This is a genomic window from Polynucleobacter sp. AP-Kaivos-20-H2 (assembly GCF_018882215.1).
GTDB lineage: Bacteria > Pseudomonadota > Gammaproteobacteria > Burkholderiales > Burkholderiaceae > Polynucleobacter.
On record NZ_JACVOX010000003.1, the window covers coordinates 24,937 to 51,494 of the forward strand.

The window sequence follows — 26,558 nt, forward strand, 5'->3', positions numbered from 1 at the left end:
TGGAATGATGAATCTCAAAGACTTTCTCAAGAGATTCCCCTGTCTAGGGCGCACAATAGTGATCACAGTCCAGAATAACAGTTAACAAGCCTAGAAGCTATGATGTAGCCATGATCAATCTACCCAATCTAGTTTTTGCCCTCGTTATGGGCTTTTTGATGTCCTTAAGCATTACGCTTGCCACTACATTTGTTCGTGTTGGTCTTGCAGAAAATTTCTTCTGGGTATGGTTTGAAGTTTGGTCGGTAGCTTACCCAGTGGCTATTGTTTGTATTCTGATTTACAGGCCATTTGCTAGCAAAATCACTGCAAAGATTATGAATGTACTGGGCCTCAATAAGCCCTAAGTTATGGATGAGGAATGATTAAATGAATGCATTGATGAAGTCTTCTGTTTTGAATATATGTTGCGCATCTATTTTGAGCGCTTGTGCTGCGGTATATACCGATGCATCAGATTCTAATCACGTTACTTTTCTAAATAGTAGCGGCGAATCAATTGAGCAATTAACTCAAAAGGCAAGTGCCTATTGTGCGCAGTTCGGCAAGATTGCCTCGTTTAGAAGTAGTGATACGCAGTTGGTTGCCGTCTTTGATTGCAAAACAACACGCTAATGTAGTGCAACCGCTGGGCGAATTAGCCTGCCAAATCAGATTGATAAATTAAGCCAGCATGCTCTCTGAGGGCATGGAATTGAATAGACTCCCAACGTTGTTGGGCAACATCCAGTTCTGATTTATGTGATGCCAAGAAAACAGATGCGCCCACTACATCTTCTGCCATACGGTGGATATTTTCTTGAGTAAATTTTTTCAGGGCAACAGGATCATCTGAGCTAACCCAACGAGCCAAGCTGTATCGAGCAGGCAAAAGACGCACTTCTGCGCCATATTCAGTTTGGAGTCGATGGCTTACCACTTCAAATTGAAGTTGACCAAAAGCGCCAAGTAGCATGGTGCCACCCGCCATTGGCCTAAAGACCTGAATAGCGCCCTCTTCACCCAATTGCATCAGTCCAGTGCGTAATTGTTTAGAGCGCAAAGGATCGGCAGATTCAACCATGCGGAAAATTTCTGGTGCAAAGAATGGGAGCCCCGTAAATTGCAATTGCTCACCTTCAGTTAAGGTGTCGCCCAAGCGCAGCAAGCCATGATTTGGCAAACCGATGATGTCGCCTGGAAAAGCCTCATCCAAAATATCCCGTCTTTGGGATAGGAAAGATAGTGCATTGTTGGTTCGCACTTCTTTGCCATTGCGACAAATCTTGAGTTTCATGCCGCGCTGAAAATGGCCAGAACAGATACGTAAAAAAGCCACACGGTCACGATGTGCAGGATCCATGTTGGCCTGAATCTTGAACACAACAGCTGAGAATTTGTTCTCTGCAGGACTGACCTCGCGTTGCAAGGCTTTGCGCGAGCCTGGCGACGGTGCGAGCTCTACTAATGTATTGAGAATCTCGCGTACACCAAAGTTATTGATGGCCGAGCCAAAAAAAACCGGTGACTGCCGGCCAGCCAGAAAGGCTTCGAGATCAAAGGCTGGCATTGCTTCTTTGATGAGCTCCACTTCAGCTAGGGCATTTTCTAAGTCTGTACCCAGACGCTCTTTAAGGGCTGGATCATTAATATCAAGCACTGCATGTGAGTCTTCAGTAACGCGATCTTCGCCAGCTTTGAACATGCGCATACGAGCATTGGCGATATCAATCACCCCAGCAAAGGATTTACCCATGCCGACTGGCCAAGTGAAGGGCACTACTTCTATGCCAAGTGCGGTTTCAATCTCATCCATTAATTCCATTGGAGGCTTAACCTCACGGTCCATCTTATTAATGAATGTCACGATAGGCGTATTGCGTGCACGGCAAACTTCAAGCAAGCGCAATGTTTGAGATTCAACACCATTAGCAGCATCAATCACCATGAGAGCGGAGTCAACCGCAGTCAACACACGATAGGTGTCCTCTGAAAAGTCTTGGTGACCGGGTGTATCTAATAAGTTAATGATGCAATCGCGGTACTCCATTTGCATTACCGAGCTTGCTACAGAGATGCCGCGCTGCTTTTCAATTTCCATCCAGTCAGATGTTGCATGACGGCTGGCTTTGCGTGCCTTGACACTTCCTGCAATCTGAATAGCTCCCGCATACAGCAGTAACTTTTCTGTAAGCGTAGTTTTACCCGCATCTGGGTGAGAGATGATCGCAAAGCTGCGACGTCTAAGTACTTCTGCGCCTGGAGTGCTGGAGGTAAGAGTTTCGATGGTAATTCTGCGTTGAGTAATCTAGGTTCGGAGGCAATTATAAGCATGCCAATGCACTTCAGAACTGCTCATGAGCCCCTACGTAGCGCCATTGCCCAGGAGGAAGCGGTCCCAATGAGATGCGACCCATTCTGACGCGTTTGAGGCCTATCACTTTGAGGCCCACCATCTCACACATCCGACGGATTTGGCGCTTACGCCCTTCGCGCAATACAAAGCGTAATTGATCTTCATTCTGCCAGCTAATTTGTGCAGGTTTGAGTTCTACTCCATCAAGAGAGAGACCATGTTTTAAGCGATCTAAATCTTCGAAAGAGAGAGCCCCCTCTACGCGTACTAAGTATTCTTTTTCAACGGGGCTATTTTCGCCAATCAATAATTTGGCAATGCGACCATCTTGAGTAAGCACTAGCATGCCTGTGGAGTCAATATCTAGCCTGCCTGCTGGCGCTAGCCCTTTGGTGTTAAAGCGAGGGCTTCTACCTTTATCAAGCGGACTGGCAAAGTAATTTTCAGGGGTAATCAAAGAGGCCGCTGGTTGATATTCCTGCTCATCGTCATAGTGAGAAATATAGCCAACGGGTTTATTCAGAATAACGGTAATGCGAGAGGCTTGCTGTGCTTTGGCGCCAGATTGCAACTCAATTTTTTGATGACGGTAGGCGCGAACACCTAATTCATTTACCACTTCGCCATCTACTGTGACTAAACCTTGCTCAATATATGAATCAGCTTCACGACGGGAGCAAAGGCCAAGCTCAGAGAGTAATTTTGAGACGCGTACTTTTTCTTCCATGCTTGCATTATCCGATATTGGGGCTAAATATTGGCCTGAAGTTAATATGGGGGCAGACGAAATAAAAAAGCCTGCGCATAATTTAATAAAGGATGACCAAATGACCGATACATTTAAAAAACTACCAATCTATAAAATCCTTTATTTTCAAGTACTTACAGCCGTTGTAATTGGTGTTTTACTGGGTCATTTTTACCCAAGCTTGGGTACAGAAATGAAGCCATTTGGGGATGCCTTCATTAAAGGCATCAAGATGTTAATTGCCCCTATTATTTTCTGTACAGTGGTTTTGGGTATTGCCGGCATGGAAGACATGAAGAAGGTGGGCAAAACTGGCGGACTAGCACTGTTGTACTTTGAGATTGTGAGCACCATTGCATTGATGGTCGGCTTGGTTGTGGTGAATGTGCTTCAGCCTGGCGCAGGCATGAATATCGATCCAGCAAGCTTAGACACCAAAGGAATTGCTGCGTATACCGGGCCCGGAAAAATGGGCACCACTACGGATTTCTTAATGAATATTATCCCGAGCAGTGCGGTTGATGCATTTGCTAAGGGTGAAATTTTGCAGGTCCTTTTCATTGCAATTTTGTTTGGATTTGCATTGCATAAGTTCGGTGGTCGCGGAACCATGGTGTTCGACTTAATTGAAAAAACATCCCATGTTCTCTTTGACATGATTGGTGTGATTATGAAGTTCGCGCCTATTGGCGCATTTGGCGCAATGTCATTCACTATTGGCAAATACGGCATTGGTTCTTTGTTCTCATTGGGCAAACTCATGGGCTCGTTTTATCTAACCTGCTTGCTCTTTGTGTTTATTGTCTTAGGGATTATTGCGCGAATTAATGGATTCAATATTTTTAAATTCGTGCGCTACATTAAAGAAGAGTTGTTAATTGTTTTGGGAACTTCATCATCCGAATCCGTCTTGCCACGTATGATGGAAAAAATGGAGCTGTTGGGCGCCAAGAAAACTTGTGTTGGTCTCGTTATTCCAACAGGTTATTCATTCAATTTAGATGGCACCTCTATTTATTTAACAATGGCCGCAGTATTTATCGCGCAAGCAACCAATACGCCGATGACACTGATGCAGGAGGTCACGCTGTTGCTAGTACTGTTGCTTACATCTAAGGGTGCGGCAGGCGTAACTGGAAGCGGTTTTATTGTTTTGGCAGCCACCCTTTCTGCTGTTGGAGATGTTCCGGTTGCTGGTTTGGCAATTATCTTGGGCATTGACCGCTTTATGTCTGAGGCGCGAGCACTTACAAATTTGGTAGGTAATGGTGTGGCTACGATTGTGGTTGCCAAGTGGACTGGCGAGCTTGATCAAAAGCAGTTAACTAGCGTGCTCAATCGCGACAATTGGATTGAGGCACAGGAGCCAGAATTGATCTTGGATCAAAAGCAAGACAAAATGCGCTGATATTTAAGTGCGCACAATATGAACGCTACAGGGAGCCTCTTCAACGATTTTGGTCATCGAGGTTCTCCAAGGTGTTACCTTATTAGGTAGCTTATGTGATGCTCCAATCAAAATGAGGGACGCATCATTATCTTTGGCAAATTCAACGATTCGAGAGGCGGGATCAAGCGCCTCAAGTACGTGATAAGAAATTCTTTCGGGCGGTAATTTGAGTGGTTTAGCCCACTCCATCAGTTGCACTAGGTGGCCGCGGACAATGCCGCTAGCAGTTTGGCTTTCATGATTGCCTTCATAGGTTGGCGTACTGGCAATCGTGCTCAAGCAAATTAGGCGACTTTCAGGATAGGCCTGTAATAAATTTTTTGCTGTAATTTGCATGCGCTCACGCAAGGCTTCATCAGACTGACGAGTATCTATCGCGGCAATCATCAGGGGCGCGTCAAAGTTGCCCATACTGGGCCGGGGACTGGGAGAGGGCTCGTAACCAGCGGCTTTGAACATGCCTTTGAGGTTTTCCCAAAAGCTAGGTGGCTCAACACGTTCGGCACGCTCGGTCAGCGTAACGCCCTCGGGATCACGCAATACTTGACGTAAACGCGCAGCACCCTGATAGCGATCGGCGGCGCGTGGCTCCAGACATCTCAGAACTACTTCTTGTAACCAGCGAGGAATTTCTCTACGAATAGCACGTGGAGGAAAGGGTTCTGCCCACATTCGTTTTCTTAGTCCACTCATGGTTTGAGGGTTACCAAAGGGCAGTTCGCCAGTCAGCAGCTCGTACATGATCACGCCAATAGAAAAAATATCACTGCGCGAATCAGAGCGAATGCCGGCCACTTGTTCAGGAGAAATATAAGGTGCAGAGCCGATACCTTTGCGCATCTCTTCTGCAAGCAAGTCCGGGTATCGAGCGTGGTGCGACAAACCAAAATCAATGAGTGTTAACTTCCCCCTCTCATCAATCAAAATATTTTCAGGCTTGACATCTAGGTGAATGGCATCTTGTGAGTGCAGTGATTGAACAGCTTGCGCTAAATCTGCCCCAATGCGAACTACCTCATCAATCGTAAATACTTTGCCTTCCTTGATGTAATCCTCTAATGGCCGGCCCTCAACTCTTTCCATTGCAATATAAGGGCGCGTGGCCATGTTGCCTGAACCTAAATATTGAGGAACGTAAGGACTTTTTAGGGAGCGCAAGATAGTAAGTTCGGTTTCAAAGCCGATCAAACTTTCAACTGGTTGATCTCTGCCAACGCGCGGGATTTTCAGCAAGATAGGGACATCTATTCCCTCTTTAGTTGCTGAAAAAAGACTGGCCATTCCGCCGCGGTGAACTTCCTTGCCTAAAACAAATCCATCTACTACTTTACCTTCTTGAAATATATCGTCTACTGCTTGAATGTCGGTATTTATGGGCATTATTTATTTGCCGGTGATGAGGCGGTTTGCCAGGTCTTCTGGCAGGCCAGCGCGACGTACTTTCTCTGCGGCAGTGTAGTGATCGTAGGGCGTACGATGAAATGTAAGGGCTTCTGAAGCGGGCTCAAAAACAGCAAAGCAGGCCTCTGGATTGCCATCTCTAGGTTGACCAAGAGAGCCAACAACACCTGCCCATTGGCGATGAGGTAGTACCGGAATTTCATCACCAGGGTGTGGTGCAAATCGAATGAGTTTTCCAACAGCGCTTTGATAAAAAAGCGCCTGCTCGTGGGCATGCCCAACAAAAGTGTAATTTTTTCCAGAGCTTTGTACACAGCGCCATGCACTCATGCTGTCAGTAATGTAATTCCACTCGGCTGGATTGTAAGCAGAGGCATGCACAAAACAAATCTGATCTTCTTGAACCATCAGGGGAAGATTTTTAAGGAAATCTACATGATCATTATTGAGTTGAGATTTAGTCCACTCAATGGCGGCATTGGCGCTGGCGTTCATTTGATTGCGGCTATCCTTAAAAACAGCCTCATCATGGTTGCCAAGAAGGGCAATCGCTTTTTTGTTTTCTACGAGTGTGGCAATGCGATCAAGCAGCGCAACAGGATCAGCGTTATAGCCCACGAGGTCACCCAGAAACACCATGCGAGTAACGCCAAGTTCTTCGGCACGAGCCATGCAGGCATCAAAAGCTTCTAAATTGCTGTGGAGATCGGCAAATAGCCCAATACGTTCAGTCATCCCTTAATGATAGGACAAAAGGCCCCTAGATAGAAGGGTTATAGGGACTCGGATCATTATCTGGGCGATTTTTAAAGCGCTTGTGAACCCAGTAGTATTCGGCCGGCCGAAGTCGAATTTCTTCCTCAAAGCATTGATTAAGGCGTGCGGTGTCAGACTTGGGGTCTGCCCCAGGAAAATTCTCTAAAGGCTTCCCAATTTTGCAAAGGTAACCTGATTCATCTGCTTTTAATGTGGTGGTCATCAAGCATACGTCGGCGCCAGTAATTTTTGCTAAGCGAGAAATGGTGGTGATGGTATTTGTTTGAATTCCAAAAAATGGCACAAATTCAGAATCCTTAAGACCCAAATCAAGATCCGGCGCAATGATGATGAAGTCGCCATTGCGAATTTCTCGAATGATCGCCTTTGCATTGCCTTGGCGATCAATTGAATTCCCACCAAAACGATTGCGCCATTCCACAATTCGTTTATTAAAGAATGGATTCTTCATTCTCTGAAAAAATCCTGAAGTGCGCGGCCAATGTTTTGTTTTAGAGAGCGCGCTCAAAATAATGCTGCCCTCAATTCCTGTGAAATGCATGTTTACTAAGATGCGTGGTTTTCTGCTAGAGAGGTCAACTGCTGATTTCACCTCAATCATATTGCTCAGTTGTTTAGAGCTGCCGCACCAAATAATGCTTTTCTCTACCAGACTGCGTCCAAGCAATCGCCAATGCTCTTTGGCAAGATCGTCGATTTCAGTCGGACTTAAGCTTGGAAAGCATAAGTGGAGATTTGTTTTGACCACTCGATTTCTATCGCTAGGAATTCGAGCCGCAATAAATCCAAGGCCGTAACCTATTGCAACCAGAAGCCTATAGGGCAAGAGGGCAAGAAGCTTGAGTAGAACGACGACTGCTTGATTGGAAAAAGACTTCAGCAAATTAGTTTTGCTCTGATTCGTAACGTTTTACAGATTTGGTATACCGCTCTGCCATTTCTTCAATAGAGCTGCTCGACATTCCCAAATCATTTACTAGGCCAGTTTCAAGACGATAAGCCCAGCCATGAACAGTGAGATCTTGCCCGCGTGCCCAAGCATCTTGCACGATGGTTGTTTCGCATACGTTAACTACTTGCTCAATGACATTGAGTTCGCAAAGGCGATCTTGACGCTTAGGGGTTGGAATAGCATCGCCTAAATAACGCTCATGTTTTTGGTGCACATCCTTAACGTGACGCAACCAGTTGTCGGCTAAGCCAACTCGCCTATCGGCTAGCGCTGCATGAACACCAGAGCAGCCGTAGTGGCCCACTACTAATATATGTTTTACCTTCAGCAAATCAATCGCAAACTGAATAACAGACAAGCAATTCAAATCAGTGTGAACAACTACGTTTGCAACATTTCGGTGAACGAATAACTCACCAGGCAACAAGTTCACAATATCATTCGCCGGCACTCGGCTATCAGAGCAGCCAATCCACAGATATTCAGGGGCTTGTTGAGAAACAAGGCGCTTAAAGAAATTGGCATCCTTTGCCACCATGATTTCGGCCCAGGTGCGATTATTGGCAAATAGCTGCTCTAGCGCTAAAGAATTCTTCATCGTCATGCTTTCAGTTTAAAGTACTTTAATGACGCCCAATTGGTTAAAACAAACCCCCACCGGAATTACCTTAAATTTACATTGCCAGCCAGGAGCTAAGGTGACTAAGGTTGTTGGCCTGCATGATGGCTGCTTAAAAATTTCTCTACAGGCGCCTGCCCTTGAAAATAAAGCGAATGAGCTCTTATTGGCTTGGCTCTCTAAGCAATTAAGAGTGCCTCAAAAACAGATTCAATTCGTTTCTGGTCAAAATAGCCGCAAGAAACGAGTGGAAATTTGGGGACCTATCAGTCCCGAGCAAATTGTGCAGTTGTTGAGCCCTTGATTTAAAGGTCGGCTATAAATTGACCATTTTTTTATGCTCGGATGCTCATATACTTCTAGCAGAGGGTTTGAAAACCTGCTTAGGGTTTATGTAGAGTTTTGCTAAGGATGATCTTATGAATAGCTTTATAAAGTGGCTCTTAAGCCTTGTTTTAATTGGGTTAGTCGGTATTTCAGTCTATACTTGGGGAATGCTAACTTGGAGTTATGGAAGTGGTGAGCGCGCAGGGTATGTGCAGAAATTTTCTAATCGCGGCTACATTTGCAAAACTTGGGAAGGCGAATTGGCCATGGTTTCTATGCCGGGCACAATGTCAGAAAAATTCCTCTTTACGGTGCGTGAGGATGCTGTGGCGCAAAAAATAAATGCTAATTTAGGTAAAAAGGTGGCTCTAAAGTATGAGCAACACATTGGTTTGCCAACGACCTGTTTTGGCGATACCGAGTATTTTGTTTCTGATATCACCGTTTTGGATGAGTAATTTGTAGTCGTAGTAAAAAATTGCTGTAACGCAACTTTATTTTTGTAATTTTTTGTGGTTAAAATCATGTAAGCGTAATGTGCGCTGACATCAATATCTATAAGGAGCTTCACTTGAACAAAGCCGAACTAATCGCAGCGATTGCTGACGACGCGGAGATTTCTAAAGCCAAAGCTGAATTCGCATTGAATTCTGCAATCGACACAATTATCAAAGCTGTTACTAAAGGTGACTCAGTACAACTGATCGGCTTTGGTACTTTTGCTTCTGGCAAACGCGCTGCACGTATGGGTCGTAACCCAAAAACTGGCGAGCCACTCAAAATTGCTGCTGCAAAAACTGTTAAGTTTTCTGCTGGTAAAGCATTTAAAGATTCAGTTAACAAGCGTAAGAAGTAATTCTTCCTTAGTTGATAAAAAAGCCCGGCATGCCGGGCTTTTTTATTCCTTCAAAACCCTCCATCAATCAACCGCATTACTGCGCCGAGTTAGCTTTGCACTAAACGACGGTGACGATGGATACTCATTAATATTCCTGCGCCAAATCCAAGTGTTACTAATGCAGTGCCACCATAGCTAATAAATGGAAGTGGCACTCCAACTACCGGCAAGAGACCACTCACCATACCAATGTTGACAAATGCATAGGTAAAGAAAATTAAAGTCACTGACGCACCTAACAATCGAGTAAATAGGTTTGGCCCGCTCGCCGAGATCGCTAAACCTCTTTTAATGAGAGCGAAGAACAGGGTAATCAATACCAGGTTGCCCAATAAACCAAATTCCTCAGAGAACACTGCAAAGACAAAGTCAGTATGTTTTTCTGGAATGAATTCTAGATGTGCTTGCGTTCCTTGGAACCAGCCTTTGCCAAAGAATCCGCCAGAGCCAATTGCAATCATGGATTGAATAGTGTGAAAGCCTTCACCAAGTGGGTCGCTAGTTGGATCTAGCAGAGTGCATATGCGATGCTTTTGATAGTCGTGCACAAATGGCCACACAACATCATGGGCACAAATAGTGCTGCCAAAAATAATAATTAACAAAATACCAATAACACCCAAGCCAACAAATGGCAGTATCCATTTCCACGGCAGGCCCGCTAAGATGATGACGTAAAGCCCTGCTGCAAAAACGAGTAACGCCGTTCCCAAGTCTGGTTGGCGTGCAATTAAAAAAACAGGTATGGCTAAGATTACGGCAGCAACACCATAGTCCCAAGATTTTTGAATGCCTTCCCGCTTTTGAAAGTACCAAGCAAGCATGAGTGGCATTGCAATCTTCATGATCTCGGATGGCTGAATGACAACTCCAATATTGAGCCAGCGACGAGCACCTTTTTTAATGAGTCCGAATGCGGCTACTGCGATTAAGAGGGCAACACCAAATCCATAAATCCAAACTGCACCCATCTCTAACCACTTAGGTGGAATACGTGAAACGATCCACATCACTAAAAATGAGAGTGCGAGGTTGCGCAATTCATCTGCAATTTGTACGGGAGTATTTTGACTTGCAGATAGAAAAGTAAAAAAGCCAACAGCCGCTAAGCCAAGCAAAATAAGGCCTAGCTGGCGGTCTAAACCAGCGAAGATACTGGAGAAAAATCCTTTAACTTTGATTAAGGGGCTCTTTTCCATTCAGGAACCTCCTTGGGCCACTTGCCCTCAATGTAGTAGTCCAATGCTTGACGTGCAATCGGAGCGGCATACTGTGCGCCGAAGCCTGCGTTCTCTACAACCATCGCAATTACTATGGTTGGCTTATCCGCTGGAGCAAATGCTATATACAAGGCATGGTCGCGTAAAAATTCTGCTGTGGATCCATGTTTGTAATCTTTGGAGTTCAAACTAAATACCTGCGCAGTTCCGGTTTTTCCGCCAACTTGATATCCAGTGCCCTTAAATGCTGTGGCAGATGTGCCAGAGTTATTAACCTCGACCATGGCCTTCTTGATTACTTCAATATTCTCAGCATTGAGATCGATGCGATAACTTTCTTTTGGGGTTGTCAGCACTCTGTTGCGAGTAAATGGATCTTCAATAGCTTTGACTAAGTGAGGCTTCATCACAATACCGTTATTAGCTACGTTTGCCATGGCATGAGCTAATTGCAAAATTGTGAAAGCGTTGTAACCCTGTCCAATGCCCAAGGAAATAGTTTCACCCTCGTACCACTTTTGCTGCTCAGGTTTTTTGAAAGTATTTTTCTTCCACTCGGTCGATGGCAAAACACCTCTTGCTTCGCCTTGTAAATCGATACCAGTAATTTGACCAAAGCCTAATGGCTTCATAAAATCGGCAATCATGTTTACGCCCATGTCTCGGGCAAGCATGTAGTAATACGTGTCACAAGATTCAACAATCGACTTTTGCATATCGACAATTCCGTGACCACCTTTTTTATCGTCGCGGAAGGTATGGTTACCAAAGTCAAAGTAACCAGGATCCGAAATTGTTTGTGATGGTGTGCGCTTTTTATTTTCCAACGCCGCCAATGCCATGAAAGGTTTGTAAGTAGATCCGGGTGGATAGATTCCTTTCAATGGGCGGTTATAAAGCGGCTTCTGGGGGGAGTCATTGAGCTCTTTCCAGGTAACTGAATCAATGCCTTCCACAAAATCATTCGGATTGAAGTTGGGCTTAGAAACAAAAGCCAATACGTCACCCGTTTTTGGTTCAATCGCCACAAATGCACCGCGGAAATTTCCATACAGTTGCTCAACTAAATATTGGAGCTTGATATCAACTGAGAGAACTACATTTTTACCGGGAACTGAAGGAGAACTAGAAAGTGTACGCACTGGTTTACCGCCCGCAGTGATTTCTACTTGATCGTAACCAGGCACACCGCGCAATACAGTTTCATAATTTTGCTCTAAACCAATCTTACCTACGTACTGAATGCCAGGTAAAAAAGAAGCCTGTAAAGCATCTGGATCATCGGCCTTGGCGCCCTCAATTTCAGTCTGCATGCGCTCTTTGTCGCGTTGCGAAACGCGGCCAATATAGCCAATCAGGTGGGAGGCTAATTCGTTGTATGGATACTCCCGAAAGCTTCTAGCTCGGATTTCTACCCCAGGAAAGCGGTAACGATTGGCCATAAACCGGGCAGTTTCGGTCTCGTTGAGCATAGAGCGCAGCGGAAAAGTACCCATATTGCGAGAATCCTCCAGGGAGCGCTTGAAATTGCGACGATCCCGAGGCGAAATGGCAACGATTTCAGAAAGATCATTGATGAGCTGATCTACGTTCCCTTTGACTCCTTCAGCATTCACATCCAAGGTAAGGGCAGAATAATTTCGACCAATAACGATGCCATTACGATCAATAATGAGCCCGCGATTTGCCGGCGCTGGAACCAAGGCAATGCGATTGCTTTCAGCCAGTAGAGCATATTTTCCGTGGCTTACTAGTTGTAGCCATACAAGACGGGTGATAAGTAGTAAAAAGCAAAACGTGACAAATAGAGTTGCAATATGAATGCGCTCTTGAAAAGAGTCGAGATCCGGTTTTTTAAAAGAAACCATGCCGCTTCTTAAAGGGGTCGATTGTGATCAACATCTATAGGGCGACGTTGAGGCGCAAGCAAGATGCGGGTAGCTAGCGGCCAAAGCATTGCTTCAATCAAAGCCTGAATCGCGCCTGTTAAAGCCCACCAATAGAGTTCACCGCTGAGCAGCCAGTGTGCCAGCACAGGAAATAGCGATACCAATAAGAAAATAGGAAGTAGGTGCAGCGCTTGCGAGAGAACGGTGAGTGCCAGAATGCGCCTGTGCCATGAGATAGCAAGGTATGCGACTAGGGAATAACTAAAAGCGTGCAACCCTAATAAATCAGAATTATGTACATCCATCATCAAGCCCAAAATGAAGGCGATGAAGACGCTGACATAACGATGCTGATGAATATTCCAAAACACAATACACAGGATTAACCAATCTGGCACCCAGCCGAAATTGCCAATGGGTAATAGGTTTAATAGCAGCGCACAAAATAGGCTGAAATAAATAAAGACCGGATTAACCGGGCGCAGAATATAGCCGCTCTGGAAATCGATCATTGCATGCCTCGCGCGCGAGTTTGGCGTCTGCCAGGCGTATTGCTGAGTGGCGCATCAGAAGTCGATTTGTTGTTCACAGTTGCCGCTTTAGCGTCAAACTGCGGGTCATACAAAAATGCAAGCGCTTGACGATAGCGATTTACTGCTGCAACAGGAACACAAAATACGTTTGAGGAGTTCTTATCAACATTGCGCTCAATCTTGCTAATCACTGCCACTGCGAATCCTGGGGGATAAACACCATCAATGCCTGAGGTTAGCAAAATATCGCCAACTTCCAAATCGCTGGCTACCGGTAAATAGCGAAGTTCCAGTGGGTTGCCGCGCCCTGCGCCAAATACGGCTGCGCGAAGGCCATTGCGGGCCACTTGGACTGGAACCGCAAAATCACGGTCCTCCAACAGGGAAACCTCGGCAGAGCGCTCATAGAGACGGACCACTTGGCCCAAAATCCCGGAATCATTGGCAATCGGGTTGCCAAGCTTTAGGCCGTCATTACTGCCGCGATTGATTACGATTCGTTGTGAAATTGGATTGGGTGGGTTAAACAGAATTTCTACCGGCAATGTTTTGAATGGAACCTGTTTTTGCAAGGTCATAAGCTCGCGCAGGTTTTGGTTTTCCACCATCAAAAATTCAGATTGATTTGCCAGCAAAGAGAGCTCTGCTTGACGCACTTTCATTACTTGGTTTTCTTGATCAAGAGTCGATCTGGTTGTGAAATACTCAGACGTTGCTTCAAAGGCATTGCGCGGCGCCATCATGACATATTCAAGTGGACGCAAAATCCAATTGACGTTGTTGCGAATGGGGTCGAGTGCTTTGAAACGAAAATCGATCAGCATTAGAGCGATGCTGATCGACAGACAGACAATCAGTTTAAGTAAGGCCGGAATGCCCTGTCTGAAAAGTGGTGGAGTGCTATGTTGCAATTCCCTAGCCAACGTGTATGTCGCTTACTCGTGCGAGAACACTCCACCTAACTTATCCATGCGCTCTAGTGCGATACCGCAACCACGAGCCACGCAAGTTAATGGATCTTCAGCAACATGAATTGGCAAGCTAGTTTCTTCTATCAAGAGACGGTCGAGGTCGCGCAATAAGGCGCCACCGCCTGTAAGCATCATGCCGCGCTCGGCAATATCTGACGCCAACTCAGGTGGAATCTGCTCAAGGGCTGCTTTAACTGCGGTCACAATCTGATTCAACGGATCAGTTAAAGCCTCCAGAATTTCATTGCTAGTCACAGTGAAGCTACGTGGAATACCTTCTGAAAGATTACGACCTTTTACTTCCATTTCGCGTGCTTCAGTGCCAGGAAAAGCAGAGCCAATTGTTTTCTTGATTAATTCAGCAGTTTGTTCGCCAATCAAGATGCCATAGTTACGGCGAATGTAATTGGTAATGGCTTCATCAAACTTATCACCACCAACCCGAACAGAACCTTTGTAAACCATGCCGCCCAATGACATCACGCCGACTTCAGTTGTGCCACCGCCGATATCAACCACCATCGAACCAGCAGCCTCTGAAACTGGCAGGCCAGAACCAATTGCAGCAGCCATTGGTTCTTCAATTAAAAATACTTGTGATGCGCCAGCACCCAATGCAGATTCGCGAATCGCACGACGTTCAACTTGAGTAGAGCCACAAGGAACACAAATGATGATGCGTGGGCTAGGCTTTAATAATTTGCTTTCGTGCACAAGCTTGATAAATTGCTTGAGCATTTGTTCTGTAATTGTGAAGTCGGCGATAACGCCGTCTTTCATTGGGCGAATAGCCTCAATATTTCCCGGAACGCGCCCTAACATCGCTTTTGCCTCTTTACCAACTGCCAAAATGGTTTTTTTACCGTTTGGGCCGCCTTCTTGGCGAATTGCTACTACAGAGGGCTCGTCGAGGACAATGCCTCGCTCACGCATATAAATTAAGGTGTTAGCGGTTCCCAGGTCGATGGCTAGGTCATTGGAAAAGTAGCTGCGGAAAAAACTAAACATGATGTGATGTAGTTGTAAATAGAAAGTGTTAGTAAAAATATATAAGAATGATACTCTTGTCCCATGAAACTTGATGATGTCCTGCGCATTGCGCACCTATCTAGGCTTGAGTTAAACCAGGCAGAAGCTGAGGCAGTTTTGCCTCAATTGCAGGCCATTTTTTCCTTGGTTGAGGAAATGCAGGCCGTTGATACAACTGGTCTTGAGCCATTGGCTCACCCGATCCTCTTTTTGCGTGATTTGGCCCAACCCATGCGTGTTGACCAGGTTACTGAATCAGACCATCGTGCCGAAAACATGCAATCGGCCCCTGCAAAGCATGACGGCTATTTCTTGGTGCCAAAGGTGATCGAATGAGTTGGCACAACACCCCTATCGCTTTGATGGCAAAAGCATTGGCTGCAAAAGAGGTCTCCAGCAAGGAGTTAACCCAGTACTTTTTGGATCGTATTGAGGCTGGAAAACAGTGGAATGCATACCTTGATGTGAATGCTCACTTAAGCTTAGAGGAATCAAATAAAGCAGATCAGCTTATTTCATCTGGAAAAGCTGGCAAGTTGACGGGCATTCCCGTTGCCCACAAAGATGTCTTTGTAACGCGTGGCTGGAAGTCCACTGCGGCATCCAAAATTTTGGCTGGATATCAAAGTCCTTTTGATGCCACGGTGGTTGCCAATCTGGGAATTCCTGATGAAAACAATCCTCATGGCGCTGGCATGGTTTGTTTGGGTAAAACCAATATGGACGAGTTCGCGATGGGCTCGTCTAATGAGAACTCTGCCTATGGCCCTGTTCTAAATCCATGGAATTCTGCCCACGTGGCTGGCGGTTCATCGGGCGGCTCGGCAGCAGCTGTAGCCGCTGGTTTGGCTCCGATCGCTACCGGCACAGATACAGGCGGCTCAATCCGTCAGCCAGCCGCATTTTGTGGATTAACCGGCATTAAGCCGAGTTATGGGCGCGTATCTCGTTACGGCATGATTGCCTACGCCTCTTCGCTCGATCAAGCTGGCCCGATGGGTAAGACAGCGGAAGATTGCGCACTGTTACTATCCGCAATGTCTTCGCACGATCCGCGCGACTCCACCTCTTTGGCTGATTCGGGAGAAGACTATGGTCGCTACCTTAATCAGAATTGGAAAGAGGGCAATTCTGATTCTGCGAAACCATTAGAAGGTTTGCGTGTTGGTTTGCCAAAAGAATTCTTTGCTGAAGGTTTGGCGAGTGATGTAGCGAAATCTGTTAATGAAGCAGCCAAGCTTTTAGAAAACTTAGGTGCATCGTTAGTTGAAGTGAGTTTGCCAAAAACTAAGTTATCCATACCGGTGTATTACGTTTTAGCGCCAGCAGAAGCATCGAGTAACTTGAGTCGCTTTGATGGTGTGCGTTATGGGTATCGTGCCAATGAGTATCGTGATCTCAATGATATGTATGCCAAGTCACGTACCGAAGGTTTTGGTGCCGAAGTTAAGCGCCGAATCATGATTGGAACGTATGTTCTTTGCCATGGTTACTATGATGCTTATTACCTGCAGGCACAAAAAATTCGTCGCATTATTGCGGCAGACTTTCAAGCTGCATTCAATCAGTGCGATGTCATCCTGGGGCCTGTAGCCCCTGATGTGGCTTGGCGCTTGGGCGAAAAATCAAAAGATCCTGTGCAAATGTATCTAGAAGATATTTATACGCTTTCTACAAACTTGGCAGGTTTACCAGCGATGAGTATCCCATGTGGATTTAATGGAAATAATTTACCTATTGGCATGCAACTCATTGGCAATTATTTTTCTGAAGCGCGCTTGTTGCAAGTGGCACATCAATATCAGCAAGCCAGCGATTGGCATTTGCGTCCAGCAAGCGAGGTGGCATGATGCAATGGGAAGTTGTCATTGGTCTAGAGACCCACGCTCAGCTACAAACTCAATCCAAGATTTTTAGTGGGGCAAGTACACGCTTTGGTGCAGCCCCAAACACGCAAGCATGCGCAGTGGATTTAGCGCTACCTGGTGTTTTGCCCGTGCTTAATCGTCAGGCTGTTGAGCATGCCATTCGTTTTGGTGTGGCAGTGAATGCGAAGATTTCGCCAGCAAGTATCTTTGCCCGCAAAAATTATTTTTATCCCGATCTACCTAAGGGCTATCAAATCAGCCAGATGGAGATCCCGGTGGTTGTTGGCGGTCATCTTGAGATCTTGGTCGGGGATGAAATAAAAGTAGTTGAATTGACTCGCGCCCACATGGAAGAGGATGCTGGTAAATCCGTCCATGAAGAGGGCTTTAAAGGCCCTCATGGCGAACCTTCTAGTGGGATTGATCTGAACCGCGCAGGTACACCACTCCTCGAGATCGTGACAGAGCCAGTCATGCGCAGCGCTGCTGAGGCCGTTGCTTATGCTAAGGCTTTGCATGGATTGGTTGTGTGGCTTGGGGTTTGTGACGGCAATATGCAAGAAGGCTCTTTCCGTTGTGATGCGAACGTTTCAGTTCGTCCCAAAGGCCAGGCTGAATTTGGTACCCGCTGCGAAATCAAAAACTTGAACTCCTTCCGCTTTTTGGAAGAGGCCATTCAGTACGAAGTGCGTCGTCAAATCGAATTGATTGAGGATGGTGGTACCGTTGTTCAAGAAACCCGACTTTACGATCCCGATCGGCAAGAAACCCGCAGTATGCGCAGTAAAGAAGATGCTAATGACTATCGCTACTTCCCCGATCCTGACTTATTGCCCGTTGTGATTGATGATGCATGGATTGCAGATGTCCGCAGTAAGATGCCTGCGCTGCCAGCCCAATTACGGGAGCAATGGCAAACCGAGTTTGGTTTAAGCGCTTACGATACGCAGTTGCTCACGCAAGATCGCGACACAGCAAAAGTATTTGAAGCATTGTTGGTAATCGTAGGTAAGCCATTGGCAAAAGCCGCAGCCAATTTAATTGCCGGAGAATTTGCTTCCTCCTTAAATCGTGCAGGTATTGCTGCAGCTGCCGCGCCGTTAAAAGCGGAGCATTTAGCGCCATTACTAACGCGTGTGGCAGATGGCACTATTTCTAACAAGATTGCTAAAGATATCTTTGCCATTCTTTGGGAGGAGGCGATTGTAGGCAAAGCTATCAGTACCGTTGATCAAGTCATTGACGCCAAAGGGCTGAAACAGATTAGTGATAGCGGTGCTATTGAGGCCATCATTGATCAGGTGTTGACTGCTAACCAGAAATCGGTTGAAGAGTTCCGCTCGGGCAAAGAGAAGGCATTTAACGCTCTCGTTGGCCAGATCATGAAAGCCTCGCAAGGCAAAGCAAACCCTGGTCAGGTAAACGAACTCTTGCGTAAAAAGCTTAGTTAACTAAAGAACATATTTAGAAAGAAATACATGAGTGCAATCGATCCAAAGCAAGCCGAACAAGAAGAATTGGTTGCAGAGTGGTTACGTGTAACCCCAGGCTTCTTTGAGCGTTACGCTGATCTCTTTAATGAGATTCGGGTTAAGCATCCACATGAGGATCGTGCGATCTCTTTGCAAGAGCGTCAGATGACGGTATTGCGTACACAAAATCAAGAGCTCAATCGTCGCTTAAGTGAGATGTTGCACTTTGGAAGTCGTAATGACAAAACCCAACAAAGTTTGGTTGCTTGGTTATTGCGTTTGATGAAGGCCAACAATAAGTCAGACGTGGAGGCTGCAATAACTTCGGGCTTAGCCGAAGTCTTTGAGGTGGAGTCTGCGCAATTGCTGTCGCCAAATTCTGCTTTTGGTCCTTGGGTAGACACCCCGTTATGTGGCTCTGCTAAAGAGTTGGCAGCAGCTAGCGTAGATTTGTTAGCAAGCCAGACAAGCATTGATCCTGAATGGCAAAGCATGGTGGCCATTGGGTTGCCATTGGGCAAAAGTATTGGCGCCGCTCAATCGCCCGCAGTATTACTGTTAGCCAGCAAGGATGAATCCCGCTTTACGGCGGATATGGGCGCTTTCTATTTGCGTCAAATTGCCGAATTAACTGCTGCAGCTTTGGATCGTATCCAGGCTTATGAAATTAAAGTCGACTGAACTACATCCTCTCATGCAAGAGTATTTGCATGAGTTACATGTGTTGCGTCAACTTTCGCCGCATACGCTCAAAGCGTACAGCATGGATCTGAGCGACCTGCAAAACTTTGCTCTTGAAGACAATATTGAGTTGTTAAGAGTGAGTAACGGCCATGTACGTCGTTGGGCAGGCCGCTTACATTCCAAAGGTAAATCCTCAAGAAGTATTGCGAGAGCCCTTTCTGCATGGCGTGGCTGGTATGACTGGCTTACCGAGAAAGATGCGCGACGCGATGCCCGTGCCGGCAAGGTAGCAAGCAATTTAATTGCCAATCCGGTTGACGATGTCAAGGCACCCAAGCGTCTGAAGTCTTTACCCAAGGCCTTATCCGTCGAACAGGCACTTTCCTTGGTAAACCAAGCAGTCAAAGAGGCCGAAGAAAAAAAGGATCTAGAATCGATACGCGACGCAGCCATTATTGATTTGCTATATTCCTCTGGTTTGCGCCTTTCGGAGCTTTTGGGGATTGATGTAATGCAAAGCAAAGATCGCCAACAGGAATCTGCTGGTTGGCTAGACTGGGATGCCGCTGAAGTAACTGTTTTAGGTAAGGGCGGCAAACGACGTTCGGTGCCCGTTGGTGTGCCTGCGATGAAATCACTTGCTGCGTGGCGAGAGCTGCGCGATGCTGAAACTTATCCAGCAGAATCCATCGCCTTGTTTTTGTCGGCAACAGGCAAGCGCTTATCGTCTCGTACGGTGCAAGCAAGATTGCGTACTTTAGCCATGCGCGCTGGTTTACCCACTCATGTACACCCTCATATGATGCGCCATAGCTTTGCGAGCCATGTGCTGCAATCCTCACAAGATTTAAGAGCAGTGCAGGAGATGCTGGGGCACGCCAGCATTGCTAGTACCCAGATTTATACGTCTTTAGATTTTCAGCACCTAGCTCAGGCATACGATAAAGCGCATCCCCGCGCAAAGGCTGGCAAAGGCTGAGGAACTCGGTAAGATAGAAGGTTTCCCGCTTTGGGAATTGTTGGCTTTTAGATTTTGATTGGATGATCCATGGCATTAATTCCAGTAACGATTTTGACGGGCTTCTTGGGAAGCGGCAAAACTACTTTGCTTAAACACATCTTGACTGAAGAGCATGGCAAAAAAATTGCCGTCATTGAGAATGAATTCGGTGAAGAGAATATTGATAACGACATCTTGGTGCAAGACAACCAAGAGAACATTGTGCAAATGAGTAATGGCTGCATTTGCTGCACCATTCGTGGCGATCTCGTGGATGCTTTAAATGAGCTTTGGGAGCAACGCAAAGATAAGAAGATTAGCTTTGATCGCGTTGTCATTGAAACCACAGGTGTTGCCAATCCTGGCCCCGTTGCCCAGACATTCTTTATGGATGATGATGTGGCAGACCATTATGTTTTAGATGCTGTAGTGACCCTGGTGGATGCCAAGCACGGTCAACAACAACTCAATGAGCATGAAGAGGCTCAGCGCCAAGTTGGCTTTGCCGACCAAATCTTTATTACTAAGACCGATTTAGTGACGCCTGCTGAAGTAGATGCCTTACATAATCGTCTGATGCATATGAACCCAAGGGCGCCTATTGCAGGCATTTCTAAGGGTGTGGTGCCCTTGAATGCTGTCTTAGACCTCAAGGGCTTCAATCTCAATGCCAAGTTGGATATTGACCCCCATTTTTTGGAGCAGGACGACCATGACCATGCGGATTGCGGTCATGACCATAGTCACGACCATGATCACAGTACCTGTGGCCATGATCATAGTCACGACCACCAGCACCAACATCATGACCATGCTGGCCATACTGATCGCATTCAATCCTTTGTTTTTCGTAGTGATAAACCCTTTAATCACAAAAAGTTGGAAGACTTCCTGGGGGGCATTTTGGAGGTCTTTGGAGAGAAGATGTTGCGCTATAAAGGCGTGCTCTACGTGAAGGGAAGTAGCCGAAAAGTAGTGTTCCAGGGCGTTCACCAGATGATGGGCAGTGATTTGGCTGGCCCATGGGGCACGGAACCCAAGCAAACCCGTATGGTCTTCATAGGCATCGATTTGCCCAAGGACACCCTATTGGCAGGGCTTGAGGGCTGTTTGGCCTAGCAAGATTCGGGTACAATCCGCCGCCACGGCCCATATTGATGAATATTAATAAAAGGGCCGTAAAAGTTTGGCAGAATGAGGCAATAATGCTTCAAACCAGGAAAGAATGAGATGACGGTAAAAACAGCAACAAAACCAGCAACCGCTGCAAAAGCTAGTAGCAAGGCTGCGAGCGCTAAGGTTGCAAAAGGCGCTCCATTAACTGAGACAGAGTTGCTCAAGATGTCCGACAAGGACTACATGAGTGCTGCGCAGTTAGATTTTTTCCGTCAAAAACTGCTCACTCTGAAAAACGACATTTTGAAGAATGCCTCCGAGACAACAGAGCATCTGCGTGAAAATATTTTGGTTCCTGATCCTGCCGATCGTGCAACGATCGAAGAGGAGCATGCATTGGAATTGCGCACGCGTGATCGAGAGCGCAAGCTGCTCAAAAAAGTAGAGCAAGCATTGGCGCGCATTGAGTCTGGTGACTATGGATGGTGCGAAGAAACTGGTGAGCCAATCGGCTTGAACCGTTTAATTGCAAGGCCTACAGCCAATCTCTCTCTTGAGGCTCAAGAGCGTCGTGAACTCCGTCAAAAATTATTTGGCGAATAAATTTTAAGTAGCGATGACTAAGCATTTACCAACTATTAGTGATATTTCTCCTTTATTAAAGGCGGAGATTCTTGCTGAGGCTTTGCCTTATATCCGCGCGTATCACGGCAAGACTATTGTGATTAAGTACGGCGGAAACGCAATGGTGGAAGAGCGCCTCAAAGAAAGTTTTGCGCGCGACGTTATCTTGTTAAAACTGGTCGGCATGAACCCAGTAGTGGTTCATGGCGGAGGCCCGCAAATTGATGAGGCCTTAAAGAAGATTGGTAAGACCGGTACTTTTATTCAAGGTATGCGAGTAACTGATGAAGAAACCATGGAAGTGGTGGAGTGGGTTCTAGGTGGCGAGGTGCAGCAGGATATTGTGATGTTGATCAACCACTTTGGTGGCCAAGCTGTTGGCTTGACTGGTAAAGATGGCGGCTTGATTCATGCTAAGAAAATGAATATTCCTAGCGATACAGAGCCAGGCAAAATGGTTGATATCGGTTTTGTTGGTGAGATCGAAGCAATTAATCCTGCGGTGGTTAAAGCTTTGCAGGATGATGCATTTATTCCGGTGATTTCTCCTATTGGCTTTAGTGCAGAAGGTCAGGCTTACAACATTAATGCTGACTTGGTGGCTGGCAAGATGGCTGAAATTCTTCACGCAGAGAAGTTGGTCATGATGACTAACATTCCGGGCGTGATGGATAAAGACGGTAAGTTACTGACAGATTTAACTGCGCGAGAAATTGACGCACTCTTTGCTGATGGCACTATTTCTGGCGGCATGTTGCCGAAGATTTCTTCTGCATTAGATGCTGCCAAGAGTGGTGTGAATTCAGTACACATCATTGATGGCCGTATTGAGCACTCTTTATTATTAGAAATTCTGACCGAGCAAGCGTTCGGTACGATGATCCGCTCTAGATAAGTAGACAACCATGCGCGAATCTTTAGAGCCAGCAAACATCAACGACAGCAACGCTGACGCTGGTTTAGCGCGTAAGCGCCCTCGCCCTGGTGAACGCCGCTTACAAATTCTGCAAGTGCTTGCTGAGATGTTGCAAAACCCGAAGGGTGAGCGTGTTACTACGGCGGCTTTAGCAGCCAAGATTAAAGTATCAGAAGCGGCTCTATATCGTCACTTCGCCAGCAAGGCGCAAATGTTCGAGGGCCTGATTTCTTTTATTGAGCAAACCGTCTTTGGGTTGATTAATCAAATTAATCAAAAAGAAGAGTCTGGTCTTGCACAGGCGCGCGGTATCTTGCAAATGCTTTTATTCTTTGCTGAAAAGAATCCTGGCATGACTCGTGTTTTATTGGGTGATGCTTTATTGCAAGAAGATGATCGTCTTCAAGAGCGCATTACTCAAGTGCTCGATCGTGTCGAGGCATCTCTTAAGCAAGCTCTGCGTATCGCCCAAACCCAAGGTGGTAATTGGGCGCAGTTGGGTCAGGAAGAAGTCAGTATCCGTGCTGCCATGCTGATGAGTTTTGTTTTGGGTCGTTGGCATCGCTTTGCCCGTAGCGGATTTAAGAAGCTGCCAACTGAAGCCTCCGATGTTAGTCTGCGCCTTCTTCTGTCAGAATGAGCGAGCTACACCTCTCTAGAAATACCATTCATTTTGCCGAGCCCCTGCCTTTGCAGAGTGGCGCCATCTTGTCTGGCTATGATTTAGTCATTGAAACTTATGGCAAGCTCAACGCCGATAAAAGTAATGCTGTTCTTGTTTGTCATGCACTCAATGCATCTCACCACGTAGCGGGACCAAGTCCAGAAGATCCAGAAGATATTGGTTGGTGGGACAACATGATTGGCCCGGGCAAGCCAGTGGATACCAACCATTTTTTTGTCATAGGCGTTAATAATTTAGGCTCTTGTTTTGGTTCTACTGGGCCAATGAGCATCAATCCCGCTACCGGCAAGCCATATGGCGCTGATTTCCCTGTAGTCACGGTTGAGGATTGGGTGAATACTCAGGCCCGCCTGGCTGATAAATTGGGGATTCGGAAGTTTGCTGCGGTGATGGGCGGAAGCTTGGGCGGCATGCAGGCTATGGCTTGGGCCATTCAGTTTCCTAAGCGCATAGATCACTGCGTGGTGGTGGCATCTACCCCGAGGCTGAGTGCACAAAACATTGCTTTCAATGAAGTGGCGCGTAATGCCATTCTGTCAGACCCCGACTTTCATGGGGGCAACTACTACGAGCATGGCGTGGTACCAAAACGGGGCTTACGTTTGGCGCGCATGGTTGGTCACATCACCTATTTGTCTGATGATGACATGGCAGAAAAATTTGGACGAGAGTTGCAGCGCCCTAATGGTGAGTCAAATGACTACCGCTTCAGCTTTGATGTTGAGTTTGAGGTTGAGAGTTATTTGCGTCATCAAGGTGATAAGTTTTCAACCTACTTTGACGCCAATACTTATTTATTGATTACGCGCGCACTAGATTATTTTGATCCTGCACGTCGTTACGATGGCAGTCTGAATCGCGCCCTAGCGGAAGTACAAGCCAAGTTTTTGGTTGTCAGCTTTTCAACCGACTGGCGCTTCCCGCCTGATCGCAGTCGCGAGATTGTGCAATCTTTGCTGAGCAATAAGAGTGAAGTGACCTATGCTGAGATCGATGCGCCACATGGACATGATGCTTTCCTGTTAGATGACGAGCGTTATCACAACCTGGTCCGCGCTTACTTTAAGCAAATGCGTGAGGTTCAAGCATGAGCAATTTTAATAAGCGTGCCGACTTTGCTTCCATAGCTAATTGGATTGCACCCAATACTCAAGTCTTGGATCTCGGTTGTGGCGACGGTAGTTTCTTGGAGTTTTTACAGAAACAAAAACCGGTTCACGCTTATGGCGTTGAGATTGATGATTCACGGGTACTCTCTTGTGTGCAAAAGGGTTTGAATGTCATTCAGCAAGATTTAGAGGGTGGGTTAGCGCTCTTTGAAGACAGAAGTTTTGATACAGTTGTGCTGTCACAAACTCTGCAAACCATTCATCAAACTGAAAAGATTTTGCGTGAGGTGGTCCGGGTAGGTAAAGAGTCGGTGATCTCCTTTCCAAACTTCGGACATTGGTCCCATCGATTAGCTGTTGGCCTTGGCCGCATGCCAGTTTCTAAGAGCTTGCCTTATCAGTGGTACAACACGCCTAACGTACGCGTACTCACGGTTGCTGACTTTGAGAAGTTAGCCTCAAATCTTGGCCTGAAGGTAATCGATCAATGCATCTTGCATGAGGGTCGCCAGGTGACCTTGATGCCAAATTTATTTGGTAGCCTTGCTTTATTCCGCATTCGTCGTGCTTAGGATAAAAATTCAAAGGTGTTAACCGCAGTTCAATCTTGGTTAAAAGACTTTCGGGTTTATCTCGAATGGCCTTGTTTGCGCATGTTGTTCTTGGGCTTCTCCGCAGGCCTTCCTCTCTTACTTATTCTGGGAACTCTGAGCTTTTGGCTGCGTGAAGCTGGCATTGATCGCAGCACCATTGGTTACTTAACTTGGGTTGGTTTGATCTATGCTTTTAAGTGGGTTTGGGCTCCGCTTGTGGATCGTCTACAAATCCCGCTCTTAACTCAATTGTTTGGTCGCCGCCGCAGCTGGTTACTCTTTGCGCAAGCACTCATCATTTTGGGTCTGGTCGGTATGTCGACTTTAGATCCTAAGCTGGCGCTTAACTCTATTGTTTGGTGTGCGCTATTGGTGGCATTCGGATCTGCCACTCAAGATATCGCATTAGATGCTTTTCGTATCGAGTCAGCTAATAGCGACCACCAAGCAGCCCTTGCTGCCACATATCAAACCGGATATCGTCTTGCCCTAATTTGGGCGGGCGCTGGCGTGCTCTGGCTTGCTGCTCGGGCTGAAACAGGAAGTGGCTATGACGCCAGTGCCTGGCAATTTGCCTATCTCTGTATGGCAGCCTCTATCGGGGTGGGAGTGATTACAACACTCTTGAGTAAAGAGCCAGCAAGATACGAATTGGCCAAAGTACGCACTGCTAAAGCCTGGCTTTATCAAACCTTGGTTGAGCCATTTGCAGAATTCATTACGCGCTATCGCTGGCATGCCATTTTGATTTTGTCTTTAATTGCCATCTACCGTATTAGTGATGTTGTGATGGGCATCATGGCTAATCCGTTTTATGTTGATATGGGTTACACCAAAGATGAAGTTGCAGCCGTCAGTAAAGTATTCGGTGTAGTGATGACCTTGGTTGGCGCTTTTGTAGGCGGTGTGCTCACATTGCGTTTTGGCGTGTTGCGAATTCTGTTTGTGGGCGCGGTTCTCTCAGCGGTCAGCAATGTATTGTTTGCTTGGCTGGCTACTCAAGGACATGATTTACATGGTTTGATTTGGGTCATCTCTGCAGATAATTTAAGTTCTGGCATCGCTAGTGCAGCCTTTATAGCGTTCTTGTCCGCCCTGACCAATATTCGCTACTCAGCCACCCAGTACGCCTTGTTTAGTTCGATGATGCTGCTCTTGCCCAAATGGTTGGCGGGCTTTTCCGGAGTGTTTGTTGACAACTTTGGATACCAAGCATTCTTCTATGGCACCGCTATTATTGGCGCCCCAGTCCTACTTCTTATTTGGGCAACGATTCATTTCAAGATCGTGCAGACCAAAAAAGAGGGTGAGTAAAAGTGGAGTAATGGGGAAAGTAAATTCT

The 26,558-nt window shown here is 46.4% G+C and carries 29 protein-coding genes; 18 read left to right on the plus strand and 11 right to left on the minus strand.

What is annotated here, in order from left to right; all coding sequences use genetic code 11:
* Window positions 1-146 precede the first annotated feature (146 nt).
* A complete protein-coding gene (locus tag ICE89_RS08680) occupies window positions 147-347 on the plus strand; it encodes a DUF2798 domain-containing protein (protein WP_255558808.1) in 201 nt (66 codons plus the stop codon).
* A gap of 22 nt (window positions 348-369) precedes the next feature.
* Window positions 370-615: a hypothetical protein gene (locus ICE89_RS08685; protein WP_216265601.1), complete on the plus strand. Its 246-nt coding sequence runs from the start codon at window positions 370-372 to the stop codon at window positions 613-615.
* Window positions 616-637: 22 nt separating this feature from the next.
* On the opposite strand, the gene ICE89_RS08690 is transcribed toward ICE89_RS08685, so the two are convergent.
* On the minus strand, window positions 638-2,266 hold the full coding sequence (locus tag ICE89_RS08690; protein WP_216265824.1) for a peptide chain release factor 3: 1,629 nt from the start codon (window positions 2,264-2,266) through the stop codon (window positions 638-640).
* A gap of 58 nt (window positions 2,267-2,324) precedes the next feature.
* The gene (locus ICE89_RS08695; RefSeq protein ID WP_216265602.1) at window positions 2,325-3,062 is read right to left on the minus strand and encodes a pseudouridine synthase; all 738 of its coding nucleotides are present in this window, start codon (window positions 3,060-3,062) and stop codon (window positions 2,325-2,327) included.
* Between the two features lie 100 nt (window positions 3,063-3,162).
* Here ICE89_RS08695 and ICE89_RS08700 point away from each other — a divergent pair, with 100 nt between their 5' ends.
* Window positions 3,163-4,491 carry a dicarboxylate/amino acid:cation symporter gene (locus tag ICE89_RS08700; RefSeq protein WP_216265603.1) on the plus strand — a complete coding sequence of 443 codons (1,329 nt, stop codon included), beginning with the start codon at window positions 3,163-3,165 and terminating at the stop codon, window positions 4,489-4,491.
* A gap of 3 nt (window positions 4,492-4,494) precedes the next feature.
* On the opposite strand, the gene ICE89_RS08705 is transcribed toward ICE89_RS08700, so the two are convergent.
* The 4 genes from ICE89_RS08705 to can are packed head-to-tail and all read right to left on the minus strand — an operon-like array spanning window position 4,495 to window position 8,267.
* Complete coding sequence (locus ICE89_RS08705) at window positions 4,495-5,913, minus strand: protein kinase (RefSeq protein ID WP_216265604.1); 1,419 nt, start codon at window positions 5,911-5,913, stop codon at window positions 4,495-4,497.
* Window positions 5,914-5,916: 3 nt separating this feature from the next.
* The gene (locus tag ICE89_RS08710; protein ID WP_216265605.1) at window positions 5,917-6,669 is read right to left on the minus strand and encodes a metallophosphoesterase; all 753 of its coding nucleotides are present in this window, start codon (window positions 6,667-6,669) and stop codon (window positions 5,917-5,919) included.
* A gap of 25 nt (window positions 6,670-6,694) precedes the next feature.
* Window positions 6,695-7,594 carry a lipid A biosynthesis acyltransferase gene (locus tag ICE89_RS08715; RefSeq protein ID WP_216265606.1) on the minus strand — a complete coding sequence of 300 codons (900 nt, stop codon included), beginning with the start codon at window positions 7,592-7,594 and terminating at the stop codon, window positions 6,695-6,697.
* 1 nt (window position 7,595) lies between these two features.
* Window positions 7,596-8,267, minus strand: a complete 672-nt coding sequence (gene can / locus ICE89_RS08720; protein ID WP_216265607.1) for a carbonate dehydratase — start codon at window positions 8,265-8,267, stop codon at window positions 7,596-7,598.
* Between the two features lie 22 nt (window positions 8,268-8,289).
* On the opposite strand from can, the gene ICE89_RS08725 reads away from it, so the two are divergent.
* The 3 genes from ICE89_RS08725 to ICE89_RS08735 all read left to right on the plus strand — a co-directional run bounded on the left by ICE89_RS08725 (window position 8,290) and on the right by ICE89_RS08735 (window position 9,465).
* Window positions 8,290-8,586, plus strand: coding sequence for a DUF167 domain-containing protein (locus ICE89_RS08725; RefSeq protein ID WP_215358763.1), 297 nt, complete (start codon window positions 8,290-8,292; stop codon window positions 8,584-8,586).
* 115 nt (window positions 8,587-8,701) lie between these two features.
* The gene (locus ICE89_RS08730) at window positions 8,702-9,067 is read left to right on the plus strand and encodes a hypothetical protein (protein ID WP_215360481.1); all 366 of its coding nucleotides are present in this window, start codon (window positions 8,702-8,704) and stop codon (window positions 9,065-9,067) included.
* A gap of 77 nt (window positions 9,068-9,144) precedes the next feature.
* Complete coding sequence (locus ICE89_RS08735) at window positions 9,145-9,465, plus strand: HU family DNA-binding protein (protein WP_011903860.1); 321 nt, start codon at window positions 9,145-9,147, stop codon at window positions 9,463-9,465.
* A gap of 89 nt (window positions 9,466-9,554) precedes the next feature.
* Here the strand turns inward: ICE89_RS08735 and rodA are convergent, their stop codons facing one another.
* Genes rodA through ICE89_RS08760 form a run of 5 tightly spaced genes read right to left on the minus strand, consistent with a single transcriptional unit; the run spans window position 9,555 to window position 15,128 of the window.
* Window positions 9,555-10,706, minus strand: coding sequence for a rod shape-determining protein RodA (gene rodA / locus ICE89_RS08740; RefSeq protein ID WP_216265608.1), 1,152 nt, complete (start codon window positions 10,704-10,706; stop codon window positions 9,555-9,557).
* On the minus strand, window positions 10,688-12,595 hold the full coding sequence (mrdA, locus tag ICE89_RS08745; RefSeq protein WP_216265609.1) for a penicillin-binding protein 2: 1,908 nt from the start codon (window positions 12,593-12,595) through the stop codon (window positions 10,688-10,690). Before mrdA ends, rodA begins: the two co-directional genes overlap by 19 nt.
* 8 nt (window positions 12,596-12,603) lie before the next feature.
* Window positions 12,604-13,128: a rod shape-determining protein MreD gene (mreD, locus tag ICE89_RS08750; protein ID WP_216265610.1), complete on the minus strand. Its 525-nt coding sequence runs from the start codon at window positions 13,126-13,128 to the stop codon at window positions 12,604-12,606.
* Window positions 13,125-14,072, minus strand: coding sequence for a rod shape-determining protein MreC (gene mreC / locus ICE89_RS08755; RefSeq protein ID WP_370625353.1), 948 nt, complete (start codon window positions 14,070-14,072; stop codon window positions 13,125-13,127). The genes mreD and mreC overlap by 4 nt, the downstream gene beginning before the upstream one ends.
* Before the next feature lie 12 nt (window positions 14,073-14,084).
* Window positions 14,085-15,128, minus strand: a complete 1,044-nt coding sequence (locus ICE89_RS08760; protein WP_216265612.1) for a rod shape-determining protein — start codon at window positions 15,126-15,128, stop codon at window positions 14,085-14,087.
* Window positions 15,129-15,191: 63 nt separating this feature from the next.
* On the opposite strand from ICE89_RS08760, the gene gatC reads away from it, so the two are divergent.
* The 12 genes from gatC to ICE89_RS08820 all read left to right on the plus strand — a co-directional run bounded on the left by gatC (window position 15,192) and on the right by ICE89_RS08820 (window position 26,530).
* A complete protein-coding gene (gene gatC / locus ICE89_RS08765; protein WP_216265613.1) occupies window positions 15,192-15,485 on the plus strand; it encodes an Asp-tRNA(Asn)/Glu-tRNA(Gln) amidotransferase subunit GatC in 294 nt (97 codons plus the stop codon).
* The gene (gene gatA / locus ICE89_RS08770; RefSeq protein ID WP_216265614.1) at window positions 15,482-16,999 is read left to right on the plus strand and encodes an Asp-tRNA(Asn)/Glu-tRNA(Gln) amidotransferase subunit GatA; all 1,518 of its coding nucleotides are present in this window, start codon (window positions 15,482-15,484) and stop codon (window positions 16,997-16,999) included. Before gatC ends, gatA begins: the two co-directional genes overlap by 4 nt.
* The gene (gatB, locus tag ICE89_RS08775) at window positions 16,999-18,468 is read left to right on the plus strand and encodes an Asp-tRNA(Asn)/Glu-tRNA(Gln) amidotransferase subunit GatB (RefSeq protein WP_216265825.1); all 1,470 of its coding nucleotides are present in this window, start codon (window positions 16,999-17,001) and stop codon (window positions 18,466-18,468) included. Before gatA ends, gatB begins: the two co-directional genes overlap by 1 nt.
* Before the next feature lie 27 nt (window positions 18,469-18,495).
* On the plus strand, window positions 18,496-19,170 hold the full coding sequence (locus ICE89_RS08780) for a DUF484 family protein (protein WP_216262897.1): 675 nt from the start codon (window positions 18,496-18,498) through the stop codon (window positions 19,168-19,170).
* On the plus strand, window positions 19,151-20,152 hold the full coding sequence (locus ICE89_RS08785) for a tyrosine recombinase XerC (RefSeq protein WP_216265615.1): 1,002 nt from the start codon (window positions 19,151-19,153) through the stop codon (window positions 20,150-20,152). The genes ICE89_RS08780 and ICE89_RS08785 overlap by 20 nt, the downstream gene beginning before the upstream one ends.
* Window positions 20,153-20,221: 69 nt before the next feature.
* Window positions 20,222-21,292, plus strand: coding sequence for a GTP-binding protein (locus tag ICE89_RS08790; RefSeq protein ID WP_216265616.1), 1,071 nt, complete (start codon window positions 20,222-20,224; stop codon window positions 21,290-21,292).
* Between the two features lie 222 nt (window positions 21,293-21,514).
* On the plus strand, window positions 21,515-21,892 hold the full coding sequence (gene dksA / locus ICE89_RS08795) for an RNA polymerase-binding protein DksA (protein WP_072582887.1): 378 nt from the start codon (window positions 21,515-21,517) through the stop codon (window positions 21,890-21,892).
* A 13-nt stretch (window positions 21,893-21,905) separates the two neighbouring features.
* A complete protein-coding gene (argB, locus tag ICE89_RS08800; protein ID WP_216262894.1) occupies window positions 21,906-22,808 on the plus strand; it encodes an acetylglutamate kinase in 903 nt (300 codons plus the stop codon).
* Between the two features lie 10 nt (window positions 22,809-22,818).
* Window positions 22,819-23,469 carry a nucleoid occlusion factor SlmA gene (gene slmA / locus ICE89_RS08805; protein WP_216265617.1) on the plus strand — a complete coding sequence of 217 codons (651 nt, stop codon included), beginning with the start codon at window positions 22,819-22,821 and terminating at the stop codon, window positions 23,467-23,469.
* Window positions 23,466-24,605 carry a homoserine O-acetyltransferase gene (locus ICE89_RS08810; RefSeq protein WP_216265618.1) on the plus strand — a complete coding sequence of 380 codons (1,140 nt, stop codon included), beginning with the start codon at window positions 23,466-23,468 and terminating at the stop codon, window positions 24,603-24,605. Before slmA ends, ICE89_RS08810 begins: the two co-directional genes overlap by 4 nt.
* Window positions 24,602-25,195 carry a methionine biosynthesis protein MetW gene (gene metW / locus ICE89_RS08815; protein ID WP_216265619.1) on the plus strand — a complete coding sequence of 198 codons (594 nt, stop codon included), beginning with the start codon at window positions 24,602-24,604 and terminating at the stop codon, window positions 25,193-25,195. Before ICE89_RS08810 ends, metW begins: the two co-directional genes overlap by 4 nt.
* Window positions 25,196-25,210: 15 nt before the next feature.
* Window positions 25,211-26,530, plus strand: a complete 1,320-nt coding sequence (locus ICE89_RS08820; RefSeq protein WP_216265620.1) for an MFS transporter — start codon at window positions 25,211-25,213, stop codon at window positions 26,528-26,530.
* The last annotated feature ends 28 nt before the right edge of the window (window positions 26,531-26,558 follow it).

Bases quoted from the DNA above. Each gene is read 5' to 3' on its own strand.
- ICE89_RS08680 (WP_255558808.1), top strand. From the start codon at position 147: ATGGGCTTTTTGATGTCCTTAAGCATTACGCTTGCCACTACATTTGTT.
- ICE89_RS08685 (WP_216265601.1), top strand. From the start codon at position 370: ATGAATGCATTGATGAAGTCTTCTGTTTTGAATATATGTTGCGCATCT.
- ICE89_RS08695 (WP_216265602.1), bottom strand. From the start codon at position 3,062: ATGGAAGAAAAAGTACGCGTCTCAAAATTACTCTCTGAGCTTGGCCTT.
- ICE89_RS08700 (WP_216265603.1), top strand. From the start codon at position 3,163: ATGACCGATACATTTAAAAAACTACCAATCTATAAAATCCTTTATTTT.
- ICE89_RS08705 (WP_216265604.1), bottom strand. From the start codon at position 5,913: ATGCCCATAAATACCGACATTCAAGCAGTAGACGATATATTTCAAGAA.
- ICE89_RS08710 (WP_216265605.1), bottom strand. From the start codon at position 6,669: ATGACTGAACGTATTGGGCTATTTGCCGATCTCCACAGCAATTTAGAA.
- can (WP_216265607.1), bottom strand. From the start codon at position 8,267: ATGACGATGAAGAATTCTTTAGCGCTAGAGCAGCTATTTGCCAATAAT.
- ICE89_RS08725 (WP_215358763.1), top strand. From the start codon at position 8,290: ATGACGCCCAATTGGTTAAAACAAACCCCCACCGGAATTACCTTAAAT.
- ICE89_RS08730 (WP_215360481.1), top strand. From the start codon at position 8,702: ATGAATAGCTTTATAAAGTGGCTCTTAAGCCTTGTTTTAATTGGGTTA.
- ICE89_RS08735 (WP_011903860.1), top strand. From the start codon at position 9,145: ATGTGCGCTGACATCAATATCTATAAGGAGCTTCACTTGAACAAAGCC.
- rodA (WP_216265608.1), bottom strand. From the start codon at position 10,706: ATGGAAAAGAGCCCCTTAATCAAAGTTAAAGGATTTTTCTCCAGTATC.
- mrdA (WP_216265609.1), bottom strand. From the start codon at position 12,595: ATGGTTTCTTTTAAAAAACCGGATCTCGACTCTTTTCAAGAGCGCATT.
- mreD (WP_216265610.1), bottom strand. From the start codon at position 13,128: ATGATCGATTTCCAGAGCGGCTATATTCTGCGCCCGGTTAATCCGGTC.
- ICE89_RS08760 (WP_216265612.1), bottom strand. From the start codon at position 15,128: ATGTTTAGTTTTTTCCGCAGCTACTTTTCCAATGACCTAGCCATCGAC.
- gatC (WP_216265613.1), top strand. From the start codon at position 15,192: ATGAAACTTGATGATGTCCTGCGCATTGCGCACCTATCTAGGCTTGAG.
- gatA (WP_216265614.1), top strand. From the start codon at position 15,482: ATGAGTTGGCACAACACCCCTATCGCTTTGATGGCAAAAGCATTGGCT.
- gatB (WP_216265825.1), top strand. From the start codon at position 16,999: ATGCAATGGGAAGTTGTCATTGGTCTAGAGACCCACGCTCAGCTACAA.
- ICE89_RS08780 (WP_216262897.1), top strand. From the start codon at position 18,496: ATGAGTGCAATCGATCCAAAGCAAGCCGAACAAGAAGAATTGGTTGCA.
- ICE89_RS08785 (WP_216265615.1), top strand. From the start codon at position 19,151: ATGAAATTAAAGTCGACTGAACTACATCCTCTCATGCAAGAGTATTTG.
- ICE89_RS08790 (WP_216265616.1), top strand. From the start codon at position 20,222: ATGGCATTAATTCCAGTAACGATTTTGACGGGCTTCTTGGGAAGCGGC.
- dksA (WP_072582887.1), top strand. From the start codon at position 21,515: ATGTCCGACAAGGACTACATGAGTGCTGCGCAGTTAGATTTTTTCCGT.
- argB (WP_216262894.1), top strand. From the start codon at position 21,906: ATGACTAAGCATTTACCAACTATTAGTGATATTTCTCCTTTATTAAAG.
- slmA (WP_216265617.1), top strand. From the start codon at position 22,819: ATGCGCGAATCTTTAGAGCCAGCAAACATCAACGACAGCAACGCTGAC.
- ICE89_RS08810 (WP_216265618.1), top strand. From the start codon at position 23,466: ATGAGCGAGCTACACCTCTCTAGAAATACCATTCATTTTGCCGAGCCC.
- metW (WP_216265619.1), top strand. From the start codon at position 24,602: ATGAGCAATTTTAATAAGCGTGCCGACTTTGCTTCCATAGCTAATTGG.